The sequence below is a fragment of the Streptomyces sp. NPDC021012 genome, assembly GCF_044333355.1.
In the GTDB taxonomy this organism is placed as follows: Bacteria; Actinomycetota; Actinomycetes; order Streptomycetales; family Streptomycetaceae; genus Streptomyces.
In genome coordinates, this window is sequence record NZ_JBIRQU010000012.1 from 64,474 (window position 1) to 91,242 (window position 26,769).

The following is a 26,769-nucleotide window of genomic DNA, read 5'->3' on the forward strand; positions in this document are numbered from 1 at the left end:
CTCGACTCGATCACGGCGGTGCACAAGAACGGAGTTGCGATCCACAAGTCTTGACTATTGCTCGCCCAGCAGCGGCCAGGGATCGAGGTCGTCTGCAGGGACCGCGCGCCGTTCTTTGCGGAAGGCGCCACAGCCGGGGCACCCCAGGCGACGCAGGTCGCCGACCGCTGGCATCTGTGGCACAACCTCGGGAAGCCGCTGAGCGGGCTGTTGCCTGCCACCGCCAGTGCCTTCGCGTCCTGGCCCCCGATCGCGAGGCGAGGGCCGAACCATCGACGCCGCCCGAGGAGAAGACGGACTCTCCATGGCGGAGCGAGCGGTTCGCCAACCGCGTCCGAGCCAGACACGCCACGGTCCACGCGCTGCTGGAAGCCGGCCACAGTCGCTGCTCCATCGGCGTCAGCTCCAGATGACCCACCGCACCATCAGGAGCCTCGCCGACGCTGCGAAGCCGGAAGACGTCTTCCGCGGCCAGTGGCAGCACAACAGGACCTCCGTCCTCGATGAGTACAAGCCCTACCTGGACCAACGCTGGGACGAAGGCTGCACCAACGCCTGGAAGCTGTGGGAGGAGATCGTTCCCTTGGGTTATCGCGGCAGCTACGGCCGGGTCAGCGCCTACCTGCGACAGAAACGCACCTCGCCACGGCCGGTCACCGCGCATCCGCCGGCACCCCGCGTGGTGACGAAATGGATCCTCAGCCGACCCGAGACGCTGACCGAGATCGAACAGCTCCGACTCAAGACCGTCCTGGCCAACTGCCCCGAACTCGACGCCCTGACCGGTCACGTCCGGTCCTTCGCCCACATGCTCACCGAGCGTCAGGGCGAACGACTCCCGCAATGGCTCGACGCCGTCCGCCAGGACGACCTACCCAGCCTCCACACCCTCGCGGCCGGCATCGACCGAGACCGCGACGCGGTCATCACCGGCCTCACCCTGCCCTGGAACTCCGGTGTCGTCGAAGGACACGTCAACAGGATCAAGATGCTCAAGCGCCAGATGTTCGGCCGCGCCGGCTTCAACCTCCTGCGCAAGCGCGTCCTGCTCGCGTGACGAAGCCATGCGGCCCTCCACGGCCGAAACGGCTATACCGGCTCCTCGAACAAGTCGATCCCAGCGGGCCTGCGATCAAGAAGCGGTCCGAGACGCTCCTCCATGGCAGCGAACCACCCGTCGAGGTCCGTATCGGTGTCGTAAAAGAACCAGGAGTCGAAACCTCCCAAAGCATCCAGGTCCAGTGCTGGCGTGTAGCGGAGCTCGCAGCGAACTTGCACGTACTGGTCGTGCTCACTGTCGTCACTGACGTTGAGCTGCCTCGTGAGGTCCACAGTGAACATCGGCCGCCCGCTGGAGACGTACGTGCCGTACTGAAAGAGCAAGCCGTCAGAGTCGGCTTGGGGCGCTGTGTGAAAGCGCCTCCGCCCGAAACGCATGAAGGCGAGCCATGCACCCCGAGTCGTCCCCTCGGCCGTCGTCAACTGCTCGACCGCCAACTCGGCACGCAGACAGTCGAGAGCGTCCTTCGGCTGCGACCTGTTGGGCATGCCGGCTCCCCTCGCTTTGTGGATCAGCACCATAACCTGGACTGATCGGATCGAATCCAGCCCGGGTCACCGAGGCGTATGCCTCGGTGACCCGCAACGCTCGGTTACTGCTGCACGAAAGCTGTGCCAGAACCCGAGATGGGAAGCAGATGTCGACCACTTTGGGAGGCACGACAGTCTGGTGCTGTTCGATGCCGGACGGTCAGAAGAGGCCAGCCGAGGTGTTCTGCGTGAGGGTCTCGAGGATTGGGCGCAGCCATGGGCTGCGCACGGCTGGTAGTCGGACCAAGGTGTGTTGGAACGTTCCCCGGTCGGCACGGAACAGGTGGTGGGGGAGCAGCGGGGGCGGGTCGTCGCGGAGGACGTCTTGGGCTATGCGGCCCGAGGCGGGAACCGGCAAGTTCGGTTCGGGAGAGGCCAGCCACAGCCACACCCCCAGCGGCAGGGGCACCAGGTATGCCGGTGCGGTCGGGTCGGCAGGGGTCCAGGTTCGGCCCGTCTGGGGGTGGACGGGGACGAGGAGGATGTCGACGCCCGCGTCCGGGGAGGGCTGTCCCGGTCCGGCCAGGACGGCGCGCCGCTTCGGGGTGCCTGCCGGCAGCAAGGCGTCGAGCGCGCGTTGGAAGACGTCCGCGGTCAGGCCGCCCGGGACCTCCACCGGCTGCCCCTGGGAAGCGATGAGCAGGTGGGCGAGTGCCTGGCCGGCTGCCGCCTCCCATTGCGGACTCCACGACCAGTAGTGGTTCGGCCCCAGCCGTCCTCCCCACGTGGCGATCGGCTCGAACGGGGGCGTCTTCTCTCCCGTCTCTGCCAGCTCCGCCCAGGAGAGCGGCGCGGCGTGGATACCGTCGACGGGGACACGGTGCACGACGTCAGAGCCGAGTCGCACCATCTGCCAGAGGGAGCAATCGTCGACCCTGGTTGCCACGGGGAGGTCGCATGCCTCGCAGGCCATGTTGGGCCCGTCGGCCCCGTCGAGGCCACAGCAGGCACCGCCACGCTTCTCAGGAATCAGCCGGGTTCCACGGATATCACCGGGCGCGATGACATTCGCCCCGGTCGTGCCGTCGGACAGGGCGTGGACCGGAGCGTAGATACCGCGTGCCTCAGCCTCGCCCGGATCAATCTCGTCCCACATCCGCCACGGCCCTCCCCAGGGTTCCGGGTCCACGGCAAACGTCCCTGACTCCATGAGCACCGGAAGCTGGGCCCCGTTCCCGTACTGCTGACGTGCGTGGACCGGTAGTGCGACCTGGGACAGCGGGATGGTCAACTCGGCCCCGCATCCCGCACACACGAAAACGAACAAATTTCCTCCAGATGGGAAACGGACGCATCTTCGCAGCTCACCGGCAGCCGGCCAACATGATTTCTCATCCGCTGCGGGAACGGCACCAGCCACTGTCGTGGAGGATCAACGCAGCGCGATCAAGTGCTAGCTGCGCCTCGGACTACGGCAGGCGACTCACTCGGTGTTCGAATCCCGGTGTGCTGCAAAGCCAGCCCGCGTTGGTGCAGAGAAGGTCGAACACGCCCCCACCACCCGAACTACAAGCCGTGCTCGCCTCATTGGCCACCAGCAGGGCTCTTGATCTCTACTTACGGGTTTTGACAAACCACCGCTAGACGGGCGATGTCGGCGGAGGGCTGCCCGGAAGGGCCGGGTCCTCCGGGTGGCGTACGGTGCCGCTGCCGAGTACGACGCGGGACCGGACCCGCATCGGCTCGTCGCCGTGCCGGGAGAGCAGGACCAGCTCGTCGACCCGGGCCGTCATGGGGCCGAGGAGGGCCTCTGCCTTGCGGGCGAGGAGGTGCGGGTCCGGGGTGCGGCCGAGGGACAGGTGCGGGGTGAAGCCGTGCGAGCGTGATCCGCACAGCGGGAAGCGGAGTTCCAGGGACTCCCGCAGTCGCGCCCAGGGCTCCTGGTCGGCGGCGGCCGGGTCGAGCCAGACGGTGGCGTCCTCGCGATGGCCGAACCAGTGGACGCCCGCCAGACGGGCGGTGAACGGCGGCGTCTCGGCGAGCGCCGCTGCGACCAGCGGCAGGGCCCGGGCGAACTCGGCCTCGGGGACGAAACCGAAGAGCACGTTGACGTGCGGCGGCCAGCGGCGGATCTGCCGGTCGTGTTCACGGCGGATGTGCTGGATCGGCGGCCACAGCTCCGCCGGCGGCAGCCAGGCGACGGCGGTTCGGTTCGTCGGCGGGACGGCGAGGACGTCGCCGGGCGCCGGGGCCGGCACGGGACCGACCTGCCCGACGAGGGTCTCGTCGAGCCGGTCGACGCCGGAGGCGCGGTCCCAGACGACCTGGCCGTCCGCCTCGAAGAACACCACCCGGTGCCAGGGGATCTCCCCGCCCGGCACGAAGTCGCCGAGCAGCACCCGCTTCGGCGGGGCCCCGCGTTCCGCGATCCCCATCACGAACCGCTCGGGGTCGAAACGCGGGTCCCACAGCACCCGGTGGTAGATCTCGTCGCTGGTGTGCACGTCAGCACCTGCCCTAGACCATCAGGGTGCCGCGTGCCCGGCCGGCCCCGCAAGCCGCCGCTCGACCCGCCCGCCTCGCTCCGGTGTCCGCCGCCTGCTGGTCAGGGTCCGGGGCCGTGGGGCGGACCGGGTGCACCGGGCCCCCCTCCTCGTCCGCGAAGGTCGTCAGAACGAGGCGCTGCCCCACCTGTGCGAGGTCCTCGCGGTCGCGGAGGAGGTCCGTCCGGACACCGAGCCGGGGGAGTACGTCTTCGTCGTGTCCCGCTGCCACTGCAACCTGGCCGCCCCCTTGCAGTGGACCGGTGCCTTCGACCTTCGACGAGGCGCTGCGCGAGCTGGACGCCGCCGAGACCTATCTCGCCCCCCCTCGGCTCGGAACCGTACGAGGGCGAGATGCGGGACTGCGCCGCCAAGCGCCGCACGATCACCGACGCGGCGGCGGACGGCCGACGGCCTCCCTCCCCGCCCGGGCCGCAGGCGGTAGTGGCACAGGGGCTGACCGACACCAGGAAGACCAGCGATGCCGCCGGCCGAGAGGGCGTACACGTACCGGATGCCGATTCCGGTTCCTACGTGGGTGGTTGGAGAACGCTGCGGGGGCCTGTGCAGCGGGCGCCTTCCTCTGTCACCCGTCGGCGCAGTTCGCGGTCGGCCGTGACCACCAGGCACGGTCGGCCGTTCGCGTTGCGGGCCAGTTCGGTGATCAGGTCGTCGCCGCTGCCGGGAGCGTCTTCGACGCGTACGCCGGGTACGGAGGGGATGCCCCGGGCGCGGCCCTCGACGACCAGGACGATCTCGTACGGGGGCGGGTACGGGCCGTCGGCCGGTCCGCCGGTCGCGGCGAGTCGGTCACGCAGCCGCTCGGCGGCGCCGCGGCGGTCGCGCCACCAGCCGTCCGGTACCGATCCCACGACGTTGGCTCCGTCCACCACCAGTAGGGGACGGGGAGGCGAGTCCTCGGAATTCACGGCTCCATGATGCCAAGGACGCGTGGCTCCGAGGGACGGTCCTCGCCTCCCGGGCACGTACCGGGCCGTTGGCGCCGACAGCGGGTTCCCTCGGGTGGTAACACTTGTTACCATCCGGGCATGGGGAAGACACAGCTGGGCGCACGCGTCGACGACGACATCGCGGAGCTGGCCAGGGCCCGCGCCAAGGACCGGGGCCTGAGCCTGGGCGACTACATCGCCTCCCTCGTGCGGGACGACGCGGACGGCATGCGTCGGCGCGGGCTGGACGCCGCACGCCGCTTCCTGGACGAGCACCAGGACCTCTTCGACGAGACGGAAGAGACGGCGCGGCGCACGACGGGGGCCCAGGCCGCCTGATGGAGCTCTACATCGACGTCCCCTGGATCCTCCAGGTGGCCGAGCTCGCCGGTGCCGACGATCCGGCGCCCGACGACTACGGAGTACCGGTGGCCGCCGTCGCCTGCCACCGCGCCGAGATCCTGGACCAGCCCGTCTACGACGGCCCCTACGCCCGCGCCGCCGCCCTCGTGCACGTCCTCGGCCGCTGCCGCTGGCTGGACCGCTCCAACATGGCCGTGGCGGCGGCGACGGGCGTCATGTACCTGGAAGCCTCCGGCATCCGGGTCGAGCCCACCAGGGAGGACGCGGTGGCCCTCCGGGACCTCCTGCGCGACCCCACCTGCAGCGCCGGGGCGATCGCCGCGCTCCTGCGCACCTGGTCGCCGCGCGGCTGAGGCCGCCCGTCAGGTGGACGAGGCCGCCCTTGCCCGGGCGACCCCGGCCGCCGAGCCGGTGCGGGTCAGAGGGCTGAGACCCAGTACCGGTCGAGGGTGAACCGGCCGTTGCCGGCGGCTCCGTCGCGGGTGCCGGTGGTCTCCCGGGCCAGGGTGTACCAGGCGTCGACGAAGTCGGGGTCGTCGGTCCAGAAGGAGGACGGGAGCGCATCGATGACCGGGTCGACCAGCGGTATGTACGCGCCGAGGTCGGCGATGGTGAGCAGGGCGGTGGCGATGGCCTTGGCCAGGGCCGAGTAGTTGGTGTCGCCGTCGTCCTCCATCATCACGACGTCGGCCAGGTTGTACTTGTACTGCGACCAGTTCACCAGGATCTGGTTCGGGTAGTACGTGGTTCCCTCGTCGTTCAGGTACGGGTGGGTCACCGTGTCGACGCGGACCTTGCCGTCGAGTCCGAAGCCGCTGACGATGCTGAAGATCTCGGCGTCGCCCTTGATCCAGGGCTCCTTGTCGTCGTTGAGGCGTACCGAGGTGATGCGGGAGGTCCAGTAGCCGGTGTCTGCGGATGCGGATGCGGCGGATGCGGACGTGCCCGTGCCCGGCGCGGTGGCGGGGGTGGAGGCCGTGGTGACCCCCGCGGCGGCGAGCTCGCGCTCCAGGACCTTGAGGCCGGCCTCGACCGCTCCTTCCCCGTCGATCCCGATGACGTACACCGGCATGTCGGGGGTCCGGGAGGCGTCCAGCGTGTGCGACCGGCCGCTCGCGTCGTAGGCGGTGACGGTGGTGGCCTCGTCGTCGGACGCGGCGACGGCGACCAGCGGGGCGTGGCGGGAGTCCGTGGCGCCGGTCAGGGTCACGGTGAGCAGCCCGCCCGTGTCGCGGTCCAGCCCCTTGGCCGCGAGTACGGAACGGTCCGCGGCGGCGACGTCGACGGCGAGCGATGCCGCGGCTCCGGTAGGGGACTTGTCGGCCAGGGCCTTCAGCCCGGTCTCCTTCCCGCCCGCGACGGCCCGGCGGAGCTCGGCCCGCCAGGCGGAGTCGGCGAGCGAGCGGGCCAGCGAGCGGGCCGCCGCGTCCGTTGCGGCGCTCACCGACGACGCCTTCGCCGCGACCTCCACCACGGGCGTCGCCGCGGCGGGGTCCTGGGCGGCGGTGACCACGATCCCGGTGAGGGCGAGGCCGCACAGGGCCGTACGGAGCTGCTTTCTGACGGACAAGACATCCTCCAGCGAAAGTCGGGCAGCGCCCCGGGATGCCGGGGCACGCCTGAGACACCGGCCGCGGATGTACGGCCGGCGTGGTGGTGCCGGAATGGAACGCGACCATGATGGGGCATGGCGCGTCTACGCGTATAGACCGCACCGGCGGCGGTAGGGAGCAGGAGCCCCTGACGAAACGACCTTCGGGTGCGCGACTGCCGGCCGATCGAACGTCCCCCGCGCACCGGCCGGTTCACGGCTCACGCCGACGTCCCCCGAGTCCCGTACACGCGCGAGGGCCGCGCTCCCGGGGCGGGAGCGCGGCCCTCCGTGCGCGGCAGTCGGCGATCAGGCCGCGGAGAGCGAGATCTCGGTCGACTTGATCAGGGCGACGACGGAGGTGCCGGCGCTCAGGCCGAGGTCCTCGACGGCGTCCTTGGTGATGGCGGCGGTCAGCTCGCCGCCCTCGACGGAGACCTTCACCGAACCCATGGCGCCGCCGGTCGAGACCTCGGTGACGGAGCCGGCCAGCTGGTTGCGGATGGAGATGCCCTCGACCGGGCCGGTCGCGAGGGCGACCTCGGTGGACTTCACGAGAGCCTTGACCGCGGAGCCCTCGGTCAGGCCGAGGTCCCTGACCGCGTCGGCGGTGACAGCCGCGGTGATGTCCTGGCCGCCGGCCAGGCGCACCTTCACAGAGGCCATGGCCTCACCCGTGACGACGGCGGTGACGGTGCCGGGAAGCTGGTTGCGAATGGACAGGGTCATGGGAACGCGCCTCGCAAAGTCGGGGACGGGCAGTCGTCAGGTCTGCGCCCTGCACTGTTGTCGACGCTACTGGAAGGCTCGGTCCAGGGGATCCATCTCCTTGCGCCGCGCCTTGTGTCCGCCATGTCGGTGGCGCACAGATGCAAGGTTAATCGCTGTAATGGCGTGTAGATATTGCTTGAGTTCGCTGCTACAGTCCGCATCTGCGTGTGCATGAGTGACCCTCGACGCAGAAGCGCACCGGCTCCCGTCCTCCCCGGCAGCCCGAACGAACGCTCACTCCGGAGCCGGCCAGGACCACGTCCACGAGTCCGGGCCCTCCCCCTCACGGCGCTGCGGTCGAACCGCCTCTTCGGTCCCCAGCCGCCGTCCCTGTCGACCATCAGAAAGATGGAATCCGATGACGAGAAACCTGTTGTCGCGCCTCGCTCCGGGCAGGGCGCTGATCCTCGGCGCGGTACTGGCGCTGGCGGTGCCGGGAGCCGCCTACGCCAACACCGTGACCGTGACGGTGAAGACCCCCGGGGCCACCAGCGGCCCCGCCTCCGCCAACTCGGAGATATCGACGCATGCGGACTGTTCCAGCGGTCTCGTCTCCGGTGGCGGTATCAACCAGGCCGTCGGCACCGGCGCGAGTGTGAACGGCAACCACGTCAACGGCACCTCGCCCAGCTCCAACGGCACCGCCGAATACACCGGTTCCACCGGTGTCGTCGGCACCGACGTGACGCACTGGCTCGGCATCGGCGGGAGCGGGGGCCAGGTCAACGCCTCCTTCTCCACCACCCCCTACGCCGTGTGCTTCACCAGCAACCTGATCGACCACACCCAGGTCGTCATGAACAAGGCCAACACCCCCACCACCGGGGCGACCGTGGGCCTCGTCACGGCGACCTGCCCGGCCGGCACCCGCCTGCTCGGCGGCGGCGCCCGTACCACCCCGGGCAACACGGGCAGCTTCAAGACGATCGCGAGCTTCCCCACCTTCAACGACTCCGCGCACGCCTTCGGCGCGAAGGCCGCGGCGGACGGGGAGACGAACCCCGACTCCTGGTCGGCCGTCGGCTGGGACTCCGGCGCCAACAGCGCCAACTACACCTACGCGTACGCGATCTGCAGCGGAAGCGGCATCAACGTCAGCGGCGCCACGGTGAAGGTCCGCCACACCGAGGTGAGCGGCCCGACCACCGGGAGCACCGGCCAGACGGCGACCGTGGGCTGCGGCCAGGGCGACGGGAACCTGATCGGCGGCGGCGCCGCGATCAGCGGGGGCGGTGTGACCACCACCGGTTTCACCGGCCCCGGTTCGGGCGGCGACCACCTCAACGGCAGCTTCCCCAGCACCTCCGGCGGCACCGCGGTCGGCGACGGGACCACCACGGCGGCGTACTGGACGGCCTCCTCCCACACCGGAGGCCAGTCCTCTCCCGGCACCTCCACCGACGCGTGGGCGCTGTGCGCCAACGACGGCGTCTGAGACGGCCGTTCCCGACAACCGGCCACGCACAGCACACGCACATGCACATGGACGTGCACATGAACACGAACACGAACACGAAGACGCGAGAGAGAACCCGATGAGTACGAGAATCCGGCGGGGCTCCGCCACGGGCAAGGCCCTGATCCTGGCCGCCCTGCTGACCGTCGCGGTGCCGGGAGCCGCGTACGCCAAGACCGTCGACGTCACCGTCTCCACCCCCGGGGCCACCATGGGCCCCGCGACCCCTTTCACCGGGGTCACCTCGCACGCCGACTGCCCCGACGGCCTCGTCTCCGGCGGCGGCGCCGACCAGGCCATCGACAACGACGAGATGTCCAACGGCAACCACGTGATGGGCATGGTCCCCAGCGCCGACGGCGCCACCGAGTACACCGACACCCCCGGGGTCGTCGGCGCCGACCCCACGCACTGGATGGCGTTCGGCGGAAGCGGCAGCCGCAGCAGCGAGGCCTTCTCCACCACCCCGTACGCGATCTGTCTGCGGAGCAACCTGATCAGGCACACCCAGGTGGTCATGAACAAGGCCAACGGACCCACCACCGGGTTGTCGTCCAAGCTCGTGACGGCCACCTGCCCGGCCGGCACCGTCCTGCTCGGCGGCGGCGCCCGCACCACCCCGGCAAGCGTCGGCAGCCTCAAGCCGATCGCCGGCTTCCCCACCTTCGATGACGCCGAGCACCACTTCGGCTCGATCGCGGCGGGTGACGGCGAGCGCGACCCCGACTCCTGGACGGCGGTCGGCGGGATCGGCGGCGGACGCGGCGCGGAAAACATGACCTACGCATACGCCCTCTGCAGCACCGACGACATCGACCTCAAGCACGTCTCCACGACGGTTCACTTCACCGAGGTCAGCGGCCCGAACACGGCCTCCACGGGGCAGACGGCAACGGCCGGCTGCTCCCGGGAGGAAGGACAGCTGGTCAGCGGCGGCGCCGCGATCAGCGGTGGCAACGTGACCACCACCGACTTCAGCAAGGCGACCTCGGGCGGCCCCCACCTCAACGGCAGCTTCCCCAGCGACGCCGTCGGCAACCCGGTCGGCGACGGGGGCGCCAACCCGTCGTACTGGACGGCAGCCACCCACAGCGGGGGTTCGCCCTCCCCGGGCAGCTACTCCGACGTCTGGGCGCTCTGCCTGGACGTGCGGCACGGGCACAAGCGGTAGCTCCCTCCTCGGGTCCCGTACGTCATTTCTGGCGTACGGGGCTCAAGGCCAGTACTCCAGCCGTAGATCGTGATCTCGGTGGCGAGGGGCGCCGAGGCAGCAGGTGGCCGGCGTCGATCATCTCGCCCGGGATCGCCCACGCCGTCGCGGGCGTCGGCTCCTTCTCCGTCCACCTCCGTCTACCCGAGTTCACCGAGACGGAGGGCATCCCTCATCCCGCTGAGCTTCGCGGTCGTGGCCGGGGTCCGTTCCTGCGCTTGTTCAGCGAGTCGGAGGGCGTCGTCGATCTCGCCGAGCTTCACGGAGGACAGGACGGCCGCCCGCTCTATCAGGTCGTCCCGGGACACAGTGGTCAGCCACGTGCACGGGGTGAAGCCCGGACGCGGGAACGCGAGCCGCAGCACGCCTTCGAACGGCAGTCCTTCACCGGCGCCGACCGTCACTTCGATGCCCAGACCGCTGATGTCGACGCCGGCGGGAGCGACGACCTGCATCACCCGGATCCCGGACGTTTCGTCTCCCGACAGCAGTACGACCAACCTCCGCTCGTCGAACTGGACCCACCAGACTTCGCCACGTTGCACAAGTCCTCCAGACACATGACGGCAGACAGACACTGCGCGACCCTGACGCGCTGTGGAGAAGGGTGCGGCCACCGTTGGGCATCGGTGCGCGAAGACTGAAGATCATGCGGTGGCCGCAGGTCGCAGCGTAGACCCTGCCCGCTGGCTCGGCTGGTCCGACTGGCGACGCCGCCACCAGGCCCGATCCCGGACCGGCCACTACCGGAAGCAAGCCGCTCGAACGTGAAGATCACGATTTACGGCTGGAGTCTAGGCGTCGTCGGGTTCCGGTTCGTGGAGGGTGATCGCCCCGGAGGGGCAGACGCCGACGGCCATGCGGGTGGCCGCGCGGTGGGCGGCGGGCGGTTCGGCATGCAGGAGGAGTACGAGACCGTCGTCGGGGTCCTGGTCGAAGACGTCGGGGGCGGTCATGGCGCACATGCCGGCGCCGATGCAGCGCTCACGGTCGACGCTGAGGCGTGGCGCGCTCACTTGGCGTCCCAGGTGACCGGGAGGCTCTTCACCCCGTAGATGTCCGCGGTCTCCGGGCGCAGGGCGACCTCCTCGGCCGGTACGGCCAGGCGGAGGGTGGGGAAGCGGTCGACCAACGCGCGGAAGGCGACCCGCATTTCGACCCGGGCCAGCTGCTGTCCGAGGCACTGGTGGATGCCGTGGCTGAAGGCCAGGTGCCCGGCGGCCTGCCTGCTGAGGTCGAGCGTGTGGGGGTCGGCGAAGCGGTCGGGGTCGCGGTTGGCGGTGTTGTACGAGAGGAGGACCGTCGTGCCGGCCTCGATGGTGTGGCCGTCCAGCTCGACGTCCTCCAGCGCCGTTCGGTGGAAGGTCTTGGCGACGCTCAGATAGCGCAGCAGTTCCTCCACGGCCCCGTCGGTGAGCGCGGGATCGGCGCGCAGCGCGGCCAGTTGGTCCGGGTTCTGCAGCAGCGCGAAGGTGCCGAGGGACAGCATGTTCGCGGTGGTGTCGAATCCGGCTGCCAGGAGGATGAGGCTGATCCCCTTCAGTTCCTCGTCGGTCAGATCGCTGTCGGTGAGTTCGCTGAGGATGTCGTCGGTGGGGTGGGCGCGCTTGGCCGCCACCAGCTCGGCGAGGTATTCCTGGGTCGCGGTGTAGGCCGAGATCAGCTCCTCGTCGCTGACCTCTCCGCCCATGAACGTGTCGATCTGCTCCTGGAAGGACGCCCGGTCCGCGTAGGGCACGCCCAGGATCTCGCAGATCACGATGGTGGGGATGGGCTTGGCGAACGCGGTCACCAAATCCGCCGGAGGCCCGGTCTCCTCCATGGCGTCCAGACAGTCGGCGGTGATCTGCTCGATCCGCTCGGTGAGCATCCGCATCCGCCGCACGGTGAACTTGCCGACCAGGGGCTTGCGGTAGCGGCTGTGCTCGGGTTCGTCCATGAGGAGGAACTCGCCGGGCGGCGCCGGAGGGAGCTGGAAGTCGACGACGTTCATGAGGTCCTTGCGCGAGCTGAACCTCGGGTCGGCCAGGATCGCCCGCACCGTGTCGTATCCGGTGATCAGCCGGCCGGGTTTGCCGCCGGGGTGGGTGTAGTTGCTGATGGGGCCGTGCCGGCGGGCTTCGACCAGCTCGGCGGGCGGGTCGAAGGGGCAGCCGGACCGGCGCTCCGTCGGCAGCGCCGTGACGGTGTGGAGGGAGTCGCTCATGGATCGTCCTCATCTCGCGATATGACGTGTTCGGGATTGATTGAAAGCTACGTTGCGTTCACGGTGACGTCAATCGGTTGAATGTGTTTTCGCAGGTAGTAGGTGGAGAATTGATGCAATGACGCTGAGCTCGAATGCAACGGCGCGTTGCAATGAATGACGGCGAAGGCAATACTCGCGGGATGCCAGGAGAACGCCTGACCCAGCAGGACCGTGAACGCATCGCCGCCGGACTCACCGCCGGCCTCTCCTACGCCGAGATCGCGAGACGGGTCGACCGGCCGACCTCGACGATCTCCCGGGAGGTCGGCCGCAACGGCGGCCCCGGCGGCTACCGGCCGCAGCGGGCACACCGGGCCACGGCCCAGCGGGCGCGCCGGGGCACGCCGGAACCCCCGCGGGCGGCCGCACGGCCGGTCGGCGCGTTGGAGGAGGAGATCATCGAACTGGCCGTCAGATCGGGGATGCCGAGGATGACGGCCCGCGTCCACGTCGACCTGCTGCTGTCCGAAGACGGCAGCCGCACCGCGGCCGAACTGACCCGCAGACTGAAGGTCAGCCCGGCCTCCGTCTCCGTGGCGGTGAACTCCCTGGTCCAGCACGGATATGTCCGGCGCGAACGCGATCCTCGGCGGCGGCGCGACGTCTACGTCGTCGACGACGAAGCCTGGTACCACTCGATCGTGATCAGCGCCCGACAGACACTCGAATCGGCGCGGGCCGCGATGGCGGCGGCCGAGACGCTCGGCCCCGACTCGCCGGTGGCGCAACGGCTGGTCAGGGCCGGGACGTTCCTGGAACGGGTCGTCGAGGACATGCAGGACTCGGCCGACCGCTGGCGCGCCCTCCTGACGTGAGGAGGGCCCGGAGCATCCGGAGGGTCAAGCCTCCTTTCCGAAGACGAGCACTTCGGTGGAGGCGAAGCCCATGGGGGCCAGGAAGCTGGCTTCCAGGGTGCAGCCGAGGGTCGCGAAGAGGTCCACACATGCCTGGCGGGGCATGGCGGCCGGGTAGGAGTCGTGCCCCGCGCCGCCCTCCGTGGCCCAGGCGCGCATCGTGGCCGGGTCCAGGCAGGTCTCGGTCATGACGTCGAAGACGATCCGGCCGCCGGGTCGCGTGACGCGTGCCATCTCGAAGAAGTAGCGGGAGGCGGAGAGGAAGGTCACGGTGTTGAAGACCTTGTGGGCCTGGACGAGGTCGACGCTCCCGTCGGGCGTCGGGGCGAGACTGCAGTCCGAGGTCGGCCGGGCGACCACCTTGAACGTGTCCACCAGGTAGTCGGCCCAGGGCGCTGCCGTCTCGTAGATCTCGTAGCGGCCCGGTGAGCACTCCTTCAGCGTCTTCTCCAGGTAGCGCCCGGACCCGGGGCCGATCTCCAGCACCGTGTCCGGGGCTGCGGCGAAGACGCCGAGGGCGCGTAGTTCGTCGATGGTGGACTGGGTGGCGCCGGGCGTGCCGTTCATGACCTCGTCGAGGTAGTCGCCGACCGGCAGGCCGGCCGCCCGTGCGGCCCGCATGGTCGCCTCGAAGGGGATGAAGTCATCCACTCCGCCCCGGTTGTTGGTGCTGCGCACGATGTCGAATCCAGTGCGTGCCAGGAGCCGCTTGATGCCCGCCTTCAGCATGGCCCCTCCCCTTTCTGCTGCGTTCATGCGGCCCACCCTCCCAGGTCGTTGCCGCTTCCGGTGTCCGGCCGCAGCTGAACGGGCGGCTGTTTCAGGACGATCTCCCTGGCGACGGTGACGGCGACGGGTCCGATCCGTGCATCGTGCGGAGGCGGAGCCGGGCTCGCTTCCGCGCGCTTCTGCACGGTGGGCAGGTCCAGTACGGCAGACACGGCAAACACTCCGGTGTGGTGAGAGCACGCCGAGGTCACGGGCGTGCGTGAGGGTACGTACGGTGCGGCGAAGTGCTGCCCGGGGACCTACGGGGCGCAGGGTTGGGCGCGATGCAGCAGAATCGTGAGCGCATGCGGTCGCGGCAGCGCATCGCCGGACCGGGGCGCACGTCGTGGCCTCGGCAGGGGCTCCGCCGCGCGGCGCAGGACGAGACTGACGACGTACGACACGTACGTCCACCAGTGGCATGCGCTGCCGGCCGCCGCATACGTCAGACGGGCGGGCAGACCGGCCGTGCCGCGCACGAGGAGGATCAGCGCGAAGCCGGCGAGAAGGTTCAACACGCCCATGGCCAGGGGCTGATGGTGCCATGCCGTCGGGAGCCGCAGGTGCCCGTCCAGTCGGGCTGCGGGGACCTCCGTCCCGGTCAGCCGCAGCCAGCCCGGCAGGAGCGCTTGCGCGGCGGAGAGGACGACGGCGCCTGCGCGGGGTGCTTCGGAGCGCAGGGCCGGGTAGACGCACACGGCGAGGACCACTGCCGCGATGAGCAGAGCGGTCCAGGAGACGGCGGAGTCCGTCGTCGCGTGGTGCAGTCCCGCCGCGAGCATGGTGCCGACCAGAGCGAGGACGATCGCCCGGACGGCGGCGCCACGCGCGGGAGGACGCTGCGGCGAGTGGCGGCGATCGAGGGCGCGAAGGATCGGCATGACTCGACCATCATGACCGAAGCACCCCCGGATCTCGGCATGAATGAGGCATTCCGAAAGGCGGGGTGAAGGAAGGGCCGAAAACAGCCCAGCTCTTGGTCCGCGACGTGGCCGCCACTGCCTGAGGGCTCTTCCCGACGGGCCGGGGTCGGCGGCGAGTCCGGTCGGCATGCCGCGAGTCCCCTTGAGCCGAGCGGACGGTCCGTCATCCCGCTGCCGCGTACGTACGCCGGTGGTGACGGCCTAGGGCGCGTAGGTGCGGCGTATGCGTTCGTCGTACTCGGCGGCCGACTCCAGGCCCATCGCCACGCGGCGCTCGTCCAGGTGCTCCGGATCGTGTACGGGCCGGGGCCGCAGGCTCTTCCCGCTGCCGATGTACTGGGTGCCGTAGAGCTGAGGCCGGCCGGAGGCCACGAGGACGCGGTCGGTGAGGTAGGCGAGGTGCCGGGGTGAGGCGTCGCCGGACTCGACGGAGGCCTTGAGGAGGTCCAGGGCGGCACGCTGGAATTCCGGTGCGCGGTCGGCATGTTGCGCGAGCAGCCAGGCGTCGTGGGCGCCCTGGTCGCCGACGAGCCGGACGCCGGGCCAGCCGTGTTCGGCGACGACCTCCTCGAGCCAGGCCGTGTTGTCGGCGTCGACCTCGACGAGGTCGTCGAGGCTGCCGGTCCGGAGCGCGGCGTCGCGGGCCTTCTGGTCGAACTCTGCCCGGCGGCGCAGCTCCTCGGCGAGGTCGGGGCGGTCGGGCATCACGTGTTCTCCTGGCTCATGCGGTGGGCTCGGCGGTGTTGGTGTCGGTGTCGGTGTCGGTGCGTTGGGCAGGGACGCGGCGGTCGTTCTGCAGGTCCCACAGTTCCTTGAAGAGCCCGGGAGCTTTTACGAGTTCGTCGAAGGTGCCGTCCTGGATGACGCGGCCGTGGTCGAGGACGACGATGCGGTCGGCGATGGCGACGTTGGCGAGCCGATGGGTGACGAGGACGACGGCGCGGTCCTGGGCGATGGCGCGGAGACCGGAGAAGATGCGGTGCTCGGCGCGGGCGTCGAGGGCGCTGGTGGGCTCGTCCATGACGAGGAGACCGGCGGGGCGGTGGAAGGCGCGGGCGATGGCGATGCGCTGCCACTGGCCGCCGGACAGCTGGACGCCGCCGAACCACTCGCGGGCCAGAAGCGTGTCCAGGCCGCTGCGGAGGTCGTCCACGACTTCGTGCGCCCCCGACTGCTCGGCGGCCAGGCGGAGATGGCCGTCACCGCCGTGGGGCTGTCCGAGGGTGATGTTCTCGCGGGCCGTGAGCGGCCATTGGGCGAAGGACTGGGGCACGACGGCGGTCTGCGCCCACAGGGCGTGGGGGTCGAGTTCGGTGGTGTCGTGGTCGTCCCAGCGGACCCGGCCGTCGGTGGGCAGGTAGAGGCCGGACAGGAGCTTGGAGAGGGTCGTCTTGCCGGAGCCGTTCTCGCCGACCAGGGCCAGCACTTCACCCCGGCGGACCTCCAGGGTGACCTTGTCCAGGGCGGGCCGGTCCGCGTCGGGGTAGAAGTACGTGAGCGCGTCGGCCCTGACGACGCCGGGCGCGGCGGGGACGACGGTGCCCCGGTTCAGGCGGTGGCCTCCGGCCTCCTCGATGAACTCCACCCAGTCGTCGAAGTAGAGGCCGGTGCGGAAGAGCTGGGTGCCGTAGCCGACCATGCCGCGCAGGGAGGAGCCGACGGTGCGCATCGCGAAGACGGCGGTTCCGGCGGACGCGACGGACATGTGGCCGGTGGCGAGCAGCAGACCGAGGGCGATCCAGACGGCGGCGGACGCGATGCCGCCGGTGACGGCGCCGATGAGCGCGTACCGGGCGCCTTCGTGGACGGCCTTGTCGGTGACGGCGTCGACACGGGCGCCGATGGCGCGGTAGCGGCCGAGGAGGAAATCGGCCATGGTGCCGGAGCGGAGCTGGTCGGCGGTGCCCTTGTCCGCGATGTGCCAGCGCAGATGGCTGAGGGTGCGGCGCTCGGCGGCCATGGCGCGGGACGACTCGTACTGGACGCGCGCGCCCTTCATGCTGGCGATGCCCTGCGGCAGGACGGCCAGGACGAGGAGCGGCAGCAGTAGGGGGTGCAGGACGGTGACGACGCCGGCCGCCGCCGTGATCGACGCGAGACAGGCCATGAGCTGCTGGGACTCGGTGATCAGATCCCGTGCGGCGTCGGCGCCCCGGTCGGCGTTCTCCCATTTGTCGCTGAAACCGGGGTGGTCGTAGGCGACGAGTTCGGCGTGGACGGCCGCACGGAGCATCTCCAGCTCGGCCTCGCGCGAGATGCGGGGGGACAGCCGGGTGGAGACGTTGACGATCGCGATGCCGAGGAGGGCACGCGCCCCGGCCGCCCCGGCGAGGACACCGATGGCGGGCAGCGCCTCGACGAGGCGGTCCTGGACGCGGCCGGAGGCGATCAGGGCCGTGATGGTGCTCGTGGTGGCCATGAGCGCGAACGCTTCCAGGGCGGCCGAGAGGGCCTGACAGGTGAGGAGGACGACCACGGAGCGGGGATTCACGTGCCAGGCGAGGCGGAGCGCCCGGCGCACGAGCTGGGGCAGGCGCCGGGCCATGGACCAGGTGGTCACCGAGTTCCGCTGGAAGACGGTCACCGTGGAGGACTGGAACCTCAGCTCCTCGCCGGGCCCATCGGTTCCTGTTTCGTCGGACAACGGTCAGCTCCCTCCGCCGAGTTGTGGTGGAGCGCGTGAGCGTACGGGGGCGGGGCCGCCGGGGGAACCGCTCGGCGAGCTGATCACCCGAGGGTGTGATCGGGCCTTCTCAAACCCGCTGACCTGCTGTGATGCGAGTGACATGAGTGAGTGATGGGGGTGCGTGACGTCATCTTCCGACGCGAGGCGGCCAGGTCGCGTCCGCGGCCCGCTCGGACTCCGCGCCGCGGACTTCCGCGACACGCTTCAGGCCTTGTGCGTGATCCACACCCCCGGCTCCCAGTACGCGCCACGGTCCCGCGCCCGGTCCACCCGGAGCGGTGCGAGGCCGCCGGGGAACACGTACTCCCCGTCCTCCGGGAAGGCGAGGCCCGTCCAGCGTTCCCACTCGGCGACGGTTCCGGTGATCCGTGAGGAGTGCGCGGATGCCGCCGCGATCGTGCCGCCCGCGCCCACCTGGGTACGGATCCACGGGTCGAACGGAGTCCCGTCGTCCCGTGTCCACGCCGCGTACCGCTCGATCGGCGCCAGCGGGTACCGGTCCTTCCAGGTGGGCCGTACGGGTACCAGGACCGTCCCGAGGCCGGCGCGGCGGGCGGTGTCCGCCATCGCGTCGAGCAGCACCTTCGACAGGCCCCGGCCCTGGTGGTCCTCGGCCACCTCGATGCCGAGGGCGCACAGGGCGCCGGGGGAGAGGCCGGCGTCGCGGTCCGCGAAGGCGCGGGCGATCGAGTCGTCCAGGCCGGGGCCGAGGTCCTCGGCGGTGCCGTCCCAGGTGCGGGGCAGTGAGCGGCCCGCGCCCGCGATCACGTCGCGCTCGTCATCGTACAGGAGGAACTGGAACTCGGGGAAGTCGGTGAACAGCCGGTTCCAGTAGTCGCCGTTGATGTCGCCGTGCAGGTTGTACTCGGGCACCACACCGGCGAACCGCTCCGGGATGCGGTCCCACAGTTCGGGCCGCTCCGAGTGCCGCACCAGGACCAGGGCCATCAGACGCCCCCGTCCCGGGCGGGAACGGCGGGAACGGACGGGCCGACGGGTCCGGCGGGAACCTCGACGTCCCACACGACGACGATCGGCAGCCCGTCCCAGGCGGCGCGGGCCGCGTCCCCGATGGCCTCCTCGTAGCCGCCGGGCGCGAGCCGGCCGTTGAACAGCGGCTCGTGGCAGGCGCGCACCCGGAGCCCCGCCGCCGCGAACGCCCCCAGATAGTGGCTCAGGAGATGGACGTGGTTGCGGACGAAGGCCAGCTCCTCGGCGCCGCTCACGAAGAGGCACTGCCCCTGGAGAGCGATCACGAACGGGTGCATGTCCGTGACCACGATCCGTCCGCCGGGCCGCACCACACGCGCCAACTCCATGACGGCCGGAGTGACATCGGGCAGGTGGGTCATCGCGAGCGAACAGACGGCGAGGTCCACGGAGTCGTCGTCGAGCGGCAGCCGCTCCAGGTGTCCGACCCGGAGATCGGCCTGCGCGGAGTGCTCCCGGGCCTTCTCCAGCATGTGCGGCGACTGGTCCACGCCGATGACCCGGTGACCGCGCCCGACGAGCGTCCTGGTCTGGCGCCCGGTGCCGCAGGCCGCGTCGAGGGCGACACCCGGCGCGAGGCCGTCGAGGATCCTCCCGACGACCGGTTCCTCCACCTCGATGTACGAACTGGGCAGCGAGTCGTACACCGCCGACCAGGCCTCGTACCCCCGCGCCGCGTCGAGCTCGCTGACGGTGGCGCCGCCGTCCGGCAGCTTCTCCTCGCCGGGCTCGGCGAACGCGAAGCGCCGGATGTCCTCCACCCGCTCCCGGAGGAAGGCCTCGTCGCCGTCCACGGCGTTGCGCAGCAGCGCGAGCCCCTCGATTCCCAGCACCAGTTCCCGTACGCGGAATTCACCGCTCATGCGAGCCCCTCACCGATCGGTGGACGATCACGTCGTCACTGTCGGAATCCGCACTACCCAACGGCGGCGGCTAAAATACGACCTCACCTCCGTGTGGCCGAAAAACAGGTCCGAATGGCCGGTTGGACGCGCCATTGTAGGCCCTGCTCACGGCTGCCTAGCATGACCGGCATGATCGAAGGATATCTGGGCAGGGAAAGCGTCACCCTCGACGGCGAGATGACCCTGCACGTCTCCACCGACGCCCCCCGATTCCGCCTCCGTTTCTACCGGCTGGGCGAGACGCTCGAGCTCGTCGGAGAATCCGGAGAATTCCCGGGAGGGACGCATCCGGTGCCCGGCCACCCCGACGGATTACCCGGGCGCGCCTCGCCCGCCGACGACTGGGAATGGCCGCCGCTCACCCTCCCCGTGCCCGACATGTGGACGCAGGGGATCCACCTCGTCGAGTTCGTGGAGACCGGTGGACCGGACGCGACCGGAGAGCCGCCGCTCCTGGACCTCGCGCACCTCGAAGGCCACGCGCGGGAGTTCTTCGTCGTCCGCCCCCGCGTCCCCGGCAGCCGTTCCCGCATCCTCTACAAGAAGTCCACCTTCACCCGGCACGCCTACAACCGGTCCGACCGGCCCGGCCTCGACCGGGCCGTCAGCCTCTACGACCACCCCGTCCACCGGCCCGGCGGCGCCGGCGAACCCCGAGGTCACAAGGTCAGCCTCCACCGCCCCGGCGGAGTGATCGACCTCGCCTACTGGGACGCGCCCTTCATCGGCTGGCTTGAGCGCCACGGCTACCCCGTCGAGTACGCCACCGACCTCGACCTCCACGAGGACCCCGACCTCCTCGCCTCCTACGACCTCCTCCTCAGCGTCGGCCACGACGAGTACTGGAGCGAGCGGATGCGCGACCACGCGGAATCGTTCGTCCGCGACGGCGGGAACATCGCGTTCCTCAGTGCCAACACCTGCTGGTGGCGGATCCACCCGACCGACGGGAACACCGCGTTCGTCTCCGACACCGACCATCACGTCGGCGAGGAATACCCCCACCTGCCCGCCACCGACCAATGGTGGACACCCGCACCCGACGGCGTCGGAAATCCGGAGAACTCCCTCACCGGCGTGAGTTTCCGCAACGGAGGAATGTGGGCGGCCACCGAATGGCCCGGCGACCGTCCCCTCGGCGGATACACCGTGCAGCACGCCGACCACTGGATCTACGAGGGAACCGGATTACGAGACGGAAGCGAAGGGGGCGACGAAAGGGAAGGGGGAAAACCTGATCGGCTCGGAGAAGGCACCCCTCTCATAGGCTACGAGTGCGACGGCGCCGCCTACACCTACGACGAGGCGGGAATCGCCCGCGCCACCGGCGAGGACGGAACCCCGGAATCCTTCCTCATCCTCGGAATTCACGTCCTCGAACCGGTGCACGAGGACTTCCACCACTTCAAATGGGGACACTGGAACACCGTCGTGCGCGAGCCGGGCATCACCAGCCCCCGCGCCGCCACCATGGGCCTGTACACCGCACCGGGCCCCACCGGCGGCACCGTCTTCACCGCCGGCACCACCGACTGGCCCGTGGTGTGCGGTCACGAACAGGACCCGGCCGTCGTCCGCGTCACCCGGAACCTCCTCGACCGGCTGCGTCACCGCCTTCGATGAGTTCCCGCAGCCCGGCGATCCGCGCCGCCCCCTCCGGCAGGGGCGGCGCGATCCCGTCCACCGCCCGGTCCGGCCGCCACAGATGGACGGCCCGCATCCCCGCCGCCAGTGGACCGAGGACATCGGGCACCCACATGTCCCCGACGAACAGCACCCGTTCCGCCGGCAGCGCGCACCGGTCGAGCACCGCCCGGTAGATCAGCGGATGCGGCTTGCGCGCCCCCGCCCGCGCGGAGCCCACCACCAGGTCGACCGCGTCGCCGAGGCCCACCTCGGCGACCCGGTCCTCCAGGTCCCAGAACCAGTTGGAGCACACCCCGACGAGTAGCCCGCGCCGCCGCAGCGCCGCGAGGGACTCCCGTACGTCCGCGAAGAGCGCGAGCCGGACCGCCTTCATCGCCCGGTCGAGCTCCTCGACCAGACCGTCGAGCGCCTCCTCCGGCACGCCGCAGGACCGCGCCCGGCGCCGCAGCCGGTCGCGCTCCCACGTCACGTACGCCGTCTCGTCGGCCGAGTGAGCCCGGTGCTCCTCGCCTTCGGCGGGGCCCACCGACCACTGGTCGCCCCACAGCTCGCCCTGGGCCGCCAGGCCCCGGCGCGCGAAGACGCCCCGGTGGTCCGGCGGCAGCGGCTCCACCATGCGCACCAGCGTCCCGTAGAAGTCGAGGACGACCGCGCCGATCCCCGCCGGCACCACCACGGGACTCCCCTAGAACCGGCCGTACCTGCGGGGGAAGTAGTCCTCCAGGACGCCGTCCCGCTCGATGTCGACGGTCGCGCAGTGCAGCCCGCCGCCGAACGGACCCACCGCCCGGAACGGCACCGGCACGATCTCGAAGCCGTACGAGGAGAGCTGCTCCGCGAGGCGCACCTCGTTCTCCTCGACGCACAGCGTGTTCGCGTCGAGGTTCAGCATGTTCCCCGCGAGCCACGGGCTGCAGAACGACAGCTTCGGCGGATGGTCCCAGCTCGCCGGCTGCACCGCCTCGACGATCTCCCAGTCGTTCAGCTTGAAGAACTCCATCAGCTCCGCGTCCGCGAGCCGCTCCCCGCAGTGCAGCACCAGCCCCGGGCGCAGCGGCACCCACGTGGCGTCGATGTGCAGCGGATGGGTGTTGGTCGAGGTCACCGCATGCACCCGGTGGTCGGGGAAGTGGCGCCGCAGCCAGTCGTACCCGCTCCGGTTCGTCACGAACGACAGCTGCACGAACAGGTCCTTGCCGAAGCGCGCGACGTCCGCCGCGTCGAACAGCGGCTCCGCCTCGGTGAGCACCAGGTCGTAGTCACGGACCCTGGCCAGCTGCACCTCGGTCGGCAGCTCGTTGTACGTGTCCCAGAACCCCGTCTTGTACGAGGCGTCCGTGAGCCTCGGTTTCGGCGCGGCCTCCCAGCGCATCCGGGGATCGGCGTCGAAGAGGTCCTGGAGCACCGGCCGGTAGCAGAGGTACTCGAACCAGCGGCTGCGGTACGACATGGTCGCTTCGAGGACCTCGTTGCCGACCGTGAGCAGCAGGTCCCGGGGCGGCATGCAGCCGAACATCGACTCGTGCGTCCACTCCGGGGTCGACACCTCCTTCGTGAAGTCGACCGGCGTCGGCCGGTCCACCCGGATGCCGCGCCGCCGCAGCATGTCCGCGAAGTCGTCGAGCTGCTGCTCGGCCTCGGCCACCATGTCCGCCGGCATCGGGCCGTACGTCCCCAGCGGGAAGCCGTCGTCCGGGTAGTCCCGGCGCACCGCGTGCTCGGGCGCCTGCACCACGGTGCCCTCGGCCCGGCCGACGATCACGTGCCGCAGCGGGTCCCAGCCGTTCCACGCGTTGACCCGTACCGGCCTCTCGGAGGAGCCGGGGGAGGCGGGAGCGGAGCTGTCCTGTGCGGGGGTCGTCCTCTGCTCGGTCACGTACAAACCCTTCGATGGGGGACGTGGAGTGCCGCAGGGGCCAAACTGCGGGCAGCGACCCGTCACCGTCAAGAGTCACTCCGCCACGCGCCGTGTCGTTCGCGCCAGCGTGGCCTGACCACGGCCCCGCCCCGTCCGCGTGCGACGGCATCGGCGCAGCGCAGCGGGGGAACGCTCCGCCCTTCGGGTTGCGCCCACCGCCGTGTTCCGGCCGAAACTCCGTGTCGCGGCGAGGTCCGGTGATCGGCGGGGTAGGGAGAAGACCGTCGCCGAAGCCCCGTACGCCGCCGAGCCCCGTACCTCCCGACATCCCGACATCCCGAGATCCCTACACGTCCCGCACGGAGGAATCCATGACACCGCGCCTGCCCCGCCGTTCCGTGGTCCTGGGAGCCCTGCTGCTCACGGTGGTGGGCTGCGGCTCGGGCGAGGGCGGCGCACCGGGCGAACGGGCCGACGGCGGCAGGCTGACGGTGTGGCTGACGGTGGACGCCCGCGAGAGCTGGCCGGAGCTGGTCGCCTCCGCGAACAGCCGGTTCGCGAAGGCGCACCCGGGCGTGAAGGTCGACGTGCAGTACCAGCAGTGGACGACGAAGAACCAGAAGCTCGACGCCGTCCTCGCCGGCCGGAACGTGCCCGACGTGGTCGAGATGGGCAACAGCGAGACCACCAACTACATCGTCAACGACGCCTTCGCGCCCCTGGACCCGAAGACCTTCGAACAGTCCGGGCAGTGGCTGCCCGCCCTCGCCGACGCCTGTCGCCTCGACGGCCGGACGTACTGCGTGCCGTACTACGCCGGAGCCCGCGTCGGCGTCTACCGCACCGACTACTTCAAGGGCACCGGCATCACCCGGGCCCCGCGCACCTACCCCGAGCTGATCTCCGCCCTCGACCGGCTCAAGGCCCGGTACGGGGGTGCCAAGGACCCCGGCTTCTCCGCGCTCTACCTGCCCGGCCGCTACTGGTCCGCCGCCATGGGCTTCGTGAAGGACGCCGGCGGCGAGATGGCGGTCGAGAAGGACGGCCGCTGGCAGGGCGCCCTCTCCTCCCCGAAGTCCGTCGCCGGGCTCACCACCTGGAAGAAGCTCATGGACGACTACTACGTCGGCGACCGGGCGAAGGACAACGGCGACCAGCCGGCCGTCATCGGCCAGGGCAAGGTCGGCGTCTTCTACGGCAACACCTGGGAGGCGGAGGCCGCCGCCGACGCCCGGTCCGGCGGCGATCCCCGCCTCAAGGGAAAGTTCGCCACCTTCCCCTTCCCCGGCCCCTCCGGGCAGCTGCTCCCGCCGTTCCTCGGCGGCTCGACCCTCGCCGTACCCGCCAAGTCACGCAACCAGGAGCTGGCGGCCGACTGGATCCGGATCTTCACCGACCGGGAGTCGCAGCGGCAGCTCGTCGCCGCCAACACCCTCCCCAACAACACCGTCCAGCTCGCCGACGTCGCCGCCGGAGGCATCAACGGACCGGCCGCGCAGGCCGCCGCCCGAGGCTGGGTCACCCCCCTCGCCCCCGGCTGGACCTCCGTGGAGAAGTCCAACATCCTGCCCGAGATGCTGGAGCGCATCGCCACCGGCAAGGCGTCCGTCGAGGACGCGACCCGCGAGGCGGACCGCAGGATCGACGCCGTGATCAATGAGCGCTGAACCGGCCAGGCGCCGCCCGCACCCCCTCCTGCCCTACCTGCTGATCGCCCCGTCCCTCCTCGCCCTCCTGGTCGTCCTCGCCTATCCACTGGTCGACATGGTGACCCTGGCCTTCCAGGACATGACCCGCAAGGAGCTGTTCAGCGGAGCGGCACCCCCCTGGGCGGGGCTCGGCCAGTTCCGGACGATCCTCGGCGACGGGTTCTTCTGGACGGTCGTGGCCCGTACGACCCTGTTCGCCGGCGTCTGCGTGACCCTCACCATGAGCTGCGGCCTGCTCGTCGCGCTGCTGATGCGAGGGACCTCGTCCTGGGTCCGGGCGGTCATCGCCGGGGTGCTCGTCGCCGTCTGGGCCATGCCGGTGATGGTCGCCGCGGCCGTCTTCCGCTGGCTCTTCGACGCCGACTACGGTCTCGTGAACTGGCTGCTCTCGAGGCTGCCCGGCGTCGACCTCGCCCGGCACAACTGGTTCACCGACCCATGGCAGGGCTTCGCCGTCATCACCGCCGTCGTCGTGTGGGGCGCCCTGCCGTTCGCCGCGATCAGCCTGCATGCGGCGCTCGCCCAGATCCCGCCCGAGCTGGAGGAGGCCGCCGTCATCGACGGAGCACGCCCCTCCCAGGTCTTCCGGTACGTCACCTTCCCCGCAGTCAAACCCGTCTTCGTGATGGTCACCACCCTCATGGCGATCTGGGACTTCGGCGTCTTCAACCAGATCTGGCTGATGCGCGGAGGACAGCCCGAGCGCGAGTACTACCTGCTCGGCGTGTACTCGTTCATCGAGTCGTTCGCCGTCAACCGCTACAGCACCGGAGCGGCCATCGCCCTGGTCACCGTGGTCCTGCTGCTCGCCGGGGCCGTGCTGTACCTGCGGCAGATGCTGAGGCTCGGGGAGGCCGAATGAGCCCTGTGGGGAAACGCGCTGGGGGAGGCCGGACGAGCCCCGTGGGGAAACGCAGGGCACGGGCCCGGAGCCGTCGCGACCTCCTCGGGCTCCTCGTGGCCGCCGTCATCGGCTTCCCCGTCTACTGGATGGTCCTCACCGCCTTCCGGCCCGCGACCGAGATCCTCTCCCTCCCACCCGAGTTCTGGCCGAGCAGCCCCACCCTCGACAACTTCACCCGCGCCATGCGCACCGAGACCTTCTGGGCCAACGTCCGCTCCAGCACCGTCATCGGCCTGGGCACCGTCCTCGTCTCCCTCCTGGTCGGCACCCTCGCGGCCTTCGCCCTCGCCCGCTTCCGGTTCGCCGGCCGCAAGGCCTTCGTCGTCGTGATCCTCACCGTCCAGATGATCCCGCTCGCCGCACTCGTCATCCCCGTGTACCTGCTCCTGAACGACGCCGGGCTCACCGACAGCCTCCTCGGCGTGATCGTCGTCTACCTCGTCTTCACCCTGCCGTTCACCGTGTGGATGCTGCACGGCTTCATCACGGCGATCCCCGTCGAACTCGAAGAGGCGGCGATGGTCGACGGCTGCGGCCGACTCGGCGCCTTCGTCCGCGTCGTCCTGCCCCTGCTCGCCCCCGGGCTCGTCGCCACCTCCGTCTTCGCGATGGTGCAGGCGTGGAACGAGTACGTCCTCGTCTACGTCCTGCTCTCCACCCCCGAGAAACAGACCCTCAGCATCTGGCTGGTCTCCTTCCAGACCAGCTTCGGCACCGACTACGGCGGCCTGATGGCCGGAGCCACGCTCACCGCCCTGCCCGTCGTCGTCTTCTTCCTGGCCGTCCACCGCAAGATCGCCGCGGGGCTCGCCACGGGAGCGGTCAAGGGCTGAAGGACGCCCGGCCGCCACCGGCACGACCCG

28 protein-coding genes are annotated in these 26,769 nt (G+C 70.5%); 10 read left to right on the top strand and 18 right to left on the bottom strand.

The window, feature by feature from the left end; translation table 11 throughout:
* The first annotated feature begins 409 nt into the window (after window positions 1-409).
* A complete protein-coding gene (locus ACH4TP_RS31565) occupies window positions 410-1,057 on the top strand; it encodes a transposase (protein ID WP_398439828.1) in 648 nt (215 codons plus the stop codon).
* A 32-nt stretch (window positions 1,058-1,089) separates the two neighbouring features.
* Here ACH4TP_RS31565 and ACH4TP_RS31570 read toward each other — a convergent pair whose 3' ends face one another.
* The 4 genes from ACH4TP_RS31570 to ACH4TP_RS31585 form a co-directional block, all read right to left on the bottom strand.
* Entirely contained in the window at window positions 1,090-1,548 is a 459-nt protein-coding gene (locus tag ACH4TP_RS31570; protein WP_398439829.1) for a hypothetical protein, read from the bottom strand.
* Between the two features lie 202 nt (window positions 1,549-1,750).
* Window positions 1,751-2,857 (bottom strand): hypothetical protein, encoded by a 1,107-nt coding sequence (locus ACH4TP_RS31575; protein ID WP_398439830.1) that lies wholly within the window; start codon window positions 2,855-2,857, stop codon window positions 1,751-1,753.
* A 313-nt stretch (window positions 2,858-3,170) separates the two neighbouring features.
* Window positions 3,171-4,034 carry an RNA repair domain-containing protein gene (locus ACH4TP_RS31580; protein ID WP_398439831.1) on the bottom strand — a complete coding sequence of 288 codons (864 nt, stop codon included), beginning with the start codon at window positions 4,032-4,034 and terminating at the stop codon, window positions 3,171-3,173.
* Between the two features lie 569 nt (window positions 4,035-4,603).
* Complete coding sequence (locus ACH4TP_RS31585) at window positions 4,604-5,002, bottom strand: NTP pyrophosphohydrolase (RefSeq protein ID WP_398439832.1); 399 nt, start codon at window positions 5,000-5,002, stop codon at window positions 4,604-4,606.
* Between the two features lie 120 nt (window positions 5,003-5,122).
* Here ACH4TP_RS31585 and ACH4TP_RS31590 point away from each other — a divergent pair, with 120 nt between their 5' ends.
* Entirely contained in the window at window positions 5,123-5,362 is a 240-nt protein-coding gene (locus tag ACH4TP_RS31590; RefSeq protein ID WP_389238376.1) for a hypothetical protein, read from the top strand.
* A complete protein-coding gene (locus ACH4TP_RS31595) occupies window positions 5,362-5,739 on the top strand; it encodes a fic family toxin-antitoxin system, toxin component (RefSeq protein WP_398180644.1) in 378 nt (125 codons plus the stop codon). Before ACH4TP_RS31590 ends, ACH4TP_RS31595 begins: the two co-directional genes overlap by 1 nt.
* A gap of 65 nt (window positions 5,740-5,804) precedes the next feature.
* On the opposite strand, the gene ACH4TP_RS31600 is transcribed toward ACH4TP_RS31595, so the two are convergent.
* On the bottom strand, window positions 5,805-6,956 hold the full coding sequence (locus ACH4TP_RS31600) for a DUF3103 family protein (RefSeq protein WP_398439833.1): 1,152 nt from the start codon (window positions 6,954-6,956) through the stop codon (window positions 5,805-5,807).
* A 330-nt stretch (window positions 6,957-7,286) separates the two neighbouring features.
* Window positions 7,287-7,706: a molybdopterin-binding protein gene (locus tag ACH4TP_RS31605; protein ID WP_398439834.1), complete on the bottom strand. Its 420-nt coding sequence runs from the start codon at window positions 7,704-7,706 to the stop codon at window positions 7,287-7,289.
* Window positions 7,707-8,106: 400 nt separating this feature from the next.
* Between ACH4TP_RS31605 and ACH4TP_RS31610 the strand changes: the two genes are divergently transcribed.
* Both ACH4TP_RS31610 and ACH4TP_RS31615 read left to right on the top strand, forming a co-directional pair.
* Complete coding sequence (locus ACH4TP_RS31610) at window positions 8,107-9,183, top strand: hypothetical protein (RefSeq protein WP_398439835.1); 1,077 nt, start codon at window positions 8,107-8,109, stop codon at window positions 9,181-9,183.
* Window positions 9,184-9,283: 100 nt separating this feature from the next.
* Window positions 9,284-10,375: a hypothetical protein gene (locus ACH4TP_RS31615; RefSeq protein WP_398439836.1), complete on the top strand. Its 1,092-nt coding sequence runs from the start codon at window positions 9,284-9,286 to the stop codon at window positions 10,373-10,375.
* 179 nt (window positions 10,376-10,554) lie between these two features.
* On the opposite strand, the gene ACH4TP_RS31620 is transcribed toward ACH4TP_RS31615, so the two are convergent.
* The 3 genes from ACH4TP_RS31620 to ACH4TP_RS31630 form a co-directional block, all read right to left on the bottom strand.
* On the bottom strand, window positions 10,555-10,959 hold the full coding sequence (locus ACH4TP_RS31620; protein ID WP_389238387.1) for a type II toxin-antitoxin system PemK/MazF family toxin: 405 nt from the start codon (window positions 10,957-10,959) through the stop codon (window positions 10,555-10,557).
* Between the two features lie 249 nt (window positions 10,960-11,208).
* Window positions 11,209-11,430, bottom strand: a complete 222-nt coding sequence (locus ACH4TP_RS31625; protein ID WP_389238389.1) for a ferredoxin — start codon at window positions 11,428-11,430, stop codon at window positions 11,209-11,211.
* A complete protein-coding gene (locus ACH4TP_RS31630) occupies window positions 11,427-12,620 on the bottom strand; it encodes a cytochrome P450 (RefSeq protein ID WP_398439837.1) in 1,194 nt (397 codons plus the stop codon). The genes ACH4TP_RS31625 and ACH4TP_RS31630 overlap by 4 nt, the downstream gene beginning before the upstream one ends.
* 182 nt (window positions 12,621-12,802) lie before the next feature.
* On the opposite strand from ACH4TP_RS31630, the gene ACH4TP_RS31635 reads away from it, so the two are divergent.
* Complete coding sequence (locus tag ACH4TP_RS31635; protein WP_398439838.1) at window positions 12,803-13,477, top strand: helix-turn-helix domain-containing protein; 675 nt, start codon at window positions 12,803-12,805, stop codon at window positions 13,475-13,477.
* A gap of 24 nt (window positions 13,478-13,501) precedes the next feature.
* On the opposite strand, the gene ACH4TP_RS31640 is transcribed toward ACH4TP_RS31635, so the two are convergent.
* The 7 genes from ACH4TP_RS31640 to ACH4TP_RS31670 form a co-directional block, all read right to left on the bottom strand.
* On the bottom strand, window positions 13,502-14,272 hold the full coding sequence (locus tag ACH4TP_RS31640; RefSeq protein ID WP_398439839.1) for a class I SAM-dependent methyltransferase: 771 nt from the start codon (window positions 14,270-14,272) through the stop codon (window positions 13,502-13,504).
* Window positions 14,269-14,457 carry a hypothetical protein gene (locus ACH4TP_RS31645; RefSeq protein ID WP_398439840.1) on the bottom strand — a complete coding sequence of 63 codons (189 nt, stop codon included), beginning with the start codon at window positions 14,455-14,457 and terminating at the stop codon, window positions 14,269-14,271. Before ACH4TP_RS31645 ends, ACH4TP_RS31640 begins: the two co-directional genes overlap by 4 nt.
* 87 nt (window positions 14,458-14,544) lie before the next feature.
* On the bottom strand, window positions 14,545-15,165 hold the full coding sequence (locus tag ACH4TP_RS31650) for a hypothetical protein (RefSeq protein ID WP_398180673.1): 621 nt from the start codon (window positions 15,163-15,165) through the stop codon (window positions 14,545-14,547).
* A gap of 243 nt (window positions 15,166-15,408) precedes the next feature.
* The gene (locus ACH4TP_RS31655) at window positions 15,409-15,912 is read right to left on the bottom strand and encodes a DUF6624 domain-containing protein (protein ID WP_389238401.1); all 504 of its coding nucleotides are present in this window, start codon (window positions 15,910-15,912) and stop codon (window positions 15,409-15,411) included.
* Between the two features lie 16 nt (window positions 15,913-15,928).
* A complete protein-coding gene (locus ACH4TP_RS31660; protein WP_398439841.1) occupies window positions 15,929-17,851 on the bottom strand; it encodes an ABC transporter ATP-binding protein in 1,923 nt (640 codons plus the stop codon).
* Between the two features lie 246 nt (window positions 17,852-18,097).
* A complete protein-coding gene (locus ACH4TP_RS31665; RefSeq protein ID WP_398439842.1) occupies window positions 18,098-18,841 on the bottom strand; it encodes a GNAT family N-acetyltransferase in 744 nt (247 codons plus the stop codon).
* The gene (locus ACH4TP_RS31670; protein WP_398439843.1) at window positions 18,841-19,746 is read right to left on the bottom strand and encodes a class I SAM-dependent methyltransferase; all 906 of its coding nucleotides are present in this window, start codon (window positions 19,744-19,746) and stop codon (window positions 18,841-18,843) included. The genes ACH4TP_RS31665 and ACH4TP_RS31670 overlap by 1 nt, the downstream gene beginning before the upstream one ends.
* A 171-nt stretch (window positions 19,747-19,917) precedes the next feature.
* Here ACH4TP_RS31670 and ACH4TP_RS31675 point away from each other — a divergent pair, with 171 nt between their 5' ends.
* On the top strand, window positions 19,918-21,411 hold the full coding sequence (locus tag ACH4TP_RS31675; RefSeq protein ID WP_398439844.1) for a N,N-dimethylformamidase beta subunit family domain-containing protein: 1,494 nt from the start codon (window positions 19,918-19,920) through the stop codon (window positions 21,409-21,411).
* Here the strand turns inward: ACH4TP_RS31675 and ACH4TP_RS31680 are convergent.
* Both ACH4TP_RS31680 and ACH4TP_RS31685 read right to left on the bottom strand, forming a co-directional pair.
* Window positions 21,368-22,111 (bottom strand): HAD family hydrolase, encoded by a 744-nt coding sequence (locus tag ACH4TP_RS31680; RefSeq protein ID WP_398439845.1) that lies wholly within the window; start codon window positions 22,109-22,111, stop codon window positions 21,368-21,370. The genes ACH4TP_RS31675 and ACH4TP_RS31680 overlap by 44 nt on opposite strands.
* A gap of 9 nt (window positions 22,112-22,120) precedes the next feature.
* Entirely contained in the window at window positions 22,121-23,311 is a 1,191-nt protein-coding gene (locus ACH4TP_RS31685) for a serine/threonine protein kinase (protein WP_389238412.1), read from the bottom strand.
* A gap of 353 nt (window positions 23,312-23,664) precedes the next feature.
* Between ACH4TP_RS31685 and ACH4TP_RS31690 the strand changes: the two genes are divergently transcribed.
* From ACH4TP_RS31690 to ACH4TP_RS31700, 3 genes are read left to right on the top strand one after another with little or no spacing between them, the layout of a single operon-like run.
* A complete protein-coding gene (locus ACH4TP_RS31690) occupies window positions 23,665-24,960 on the top strand; it encodes an extracellular solute-binding protein (protein WP_398439846.1) in 1,296 nt (431 codons plus the stop codon).
* Complete coding sequence (locus tag ACH4TP_RS31695) at window positions 24,950-25,864, top strand: carbohydrate ABC transporter permease (protein ID WP_398439847.1); 915 nt, start codon at window positions 24,950-24,952, stop codon at window positions 25,862-25,864. The genes ACH4TP_RS31690 and ACH4TP_RS31695 overlap by 11 nt, the downstream gene beginning before the upstream one ends.
* Window positions 25,861-26,739, top strand: coding sequence for a carbohydrate ABC transporter permease (locus tag ACH4TP_RS31700; protein WP_398180697.1), 879 nt, complete (start codon window positions 25,861-25,863; stop codon window positions 26,737-26,739). The genes ACH4TP_RS31695 and ACH4TP_RS31700 overlap by 4 nt, the downstream gene beginning before the upstream one ends.
* Window positions 26,740-26,769: the final 30 nt, after the last annotated feature.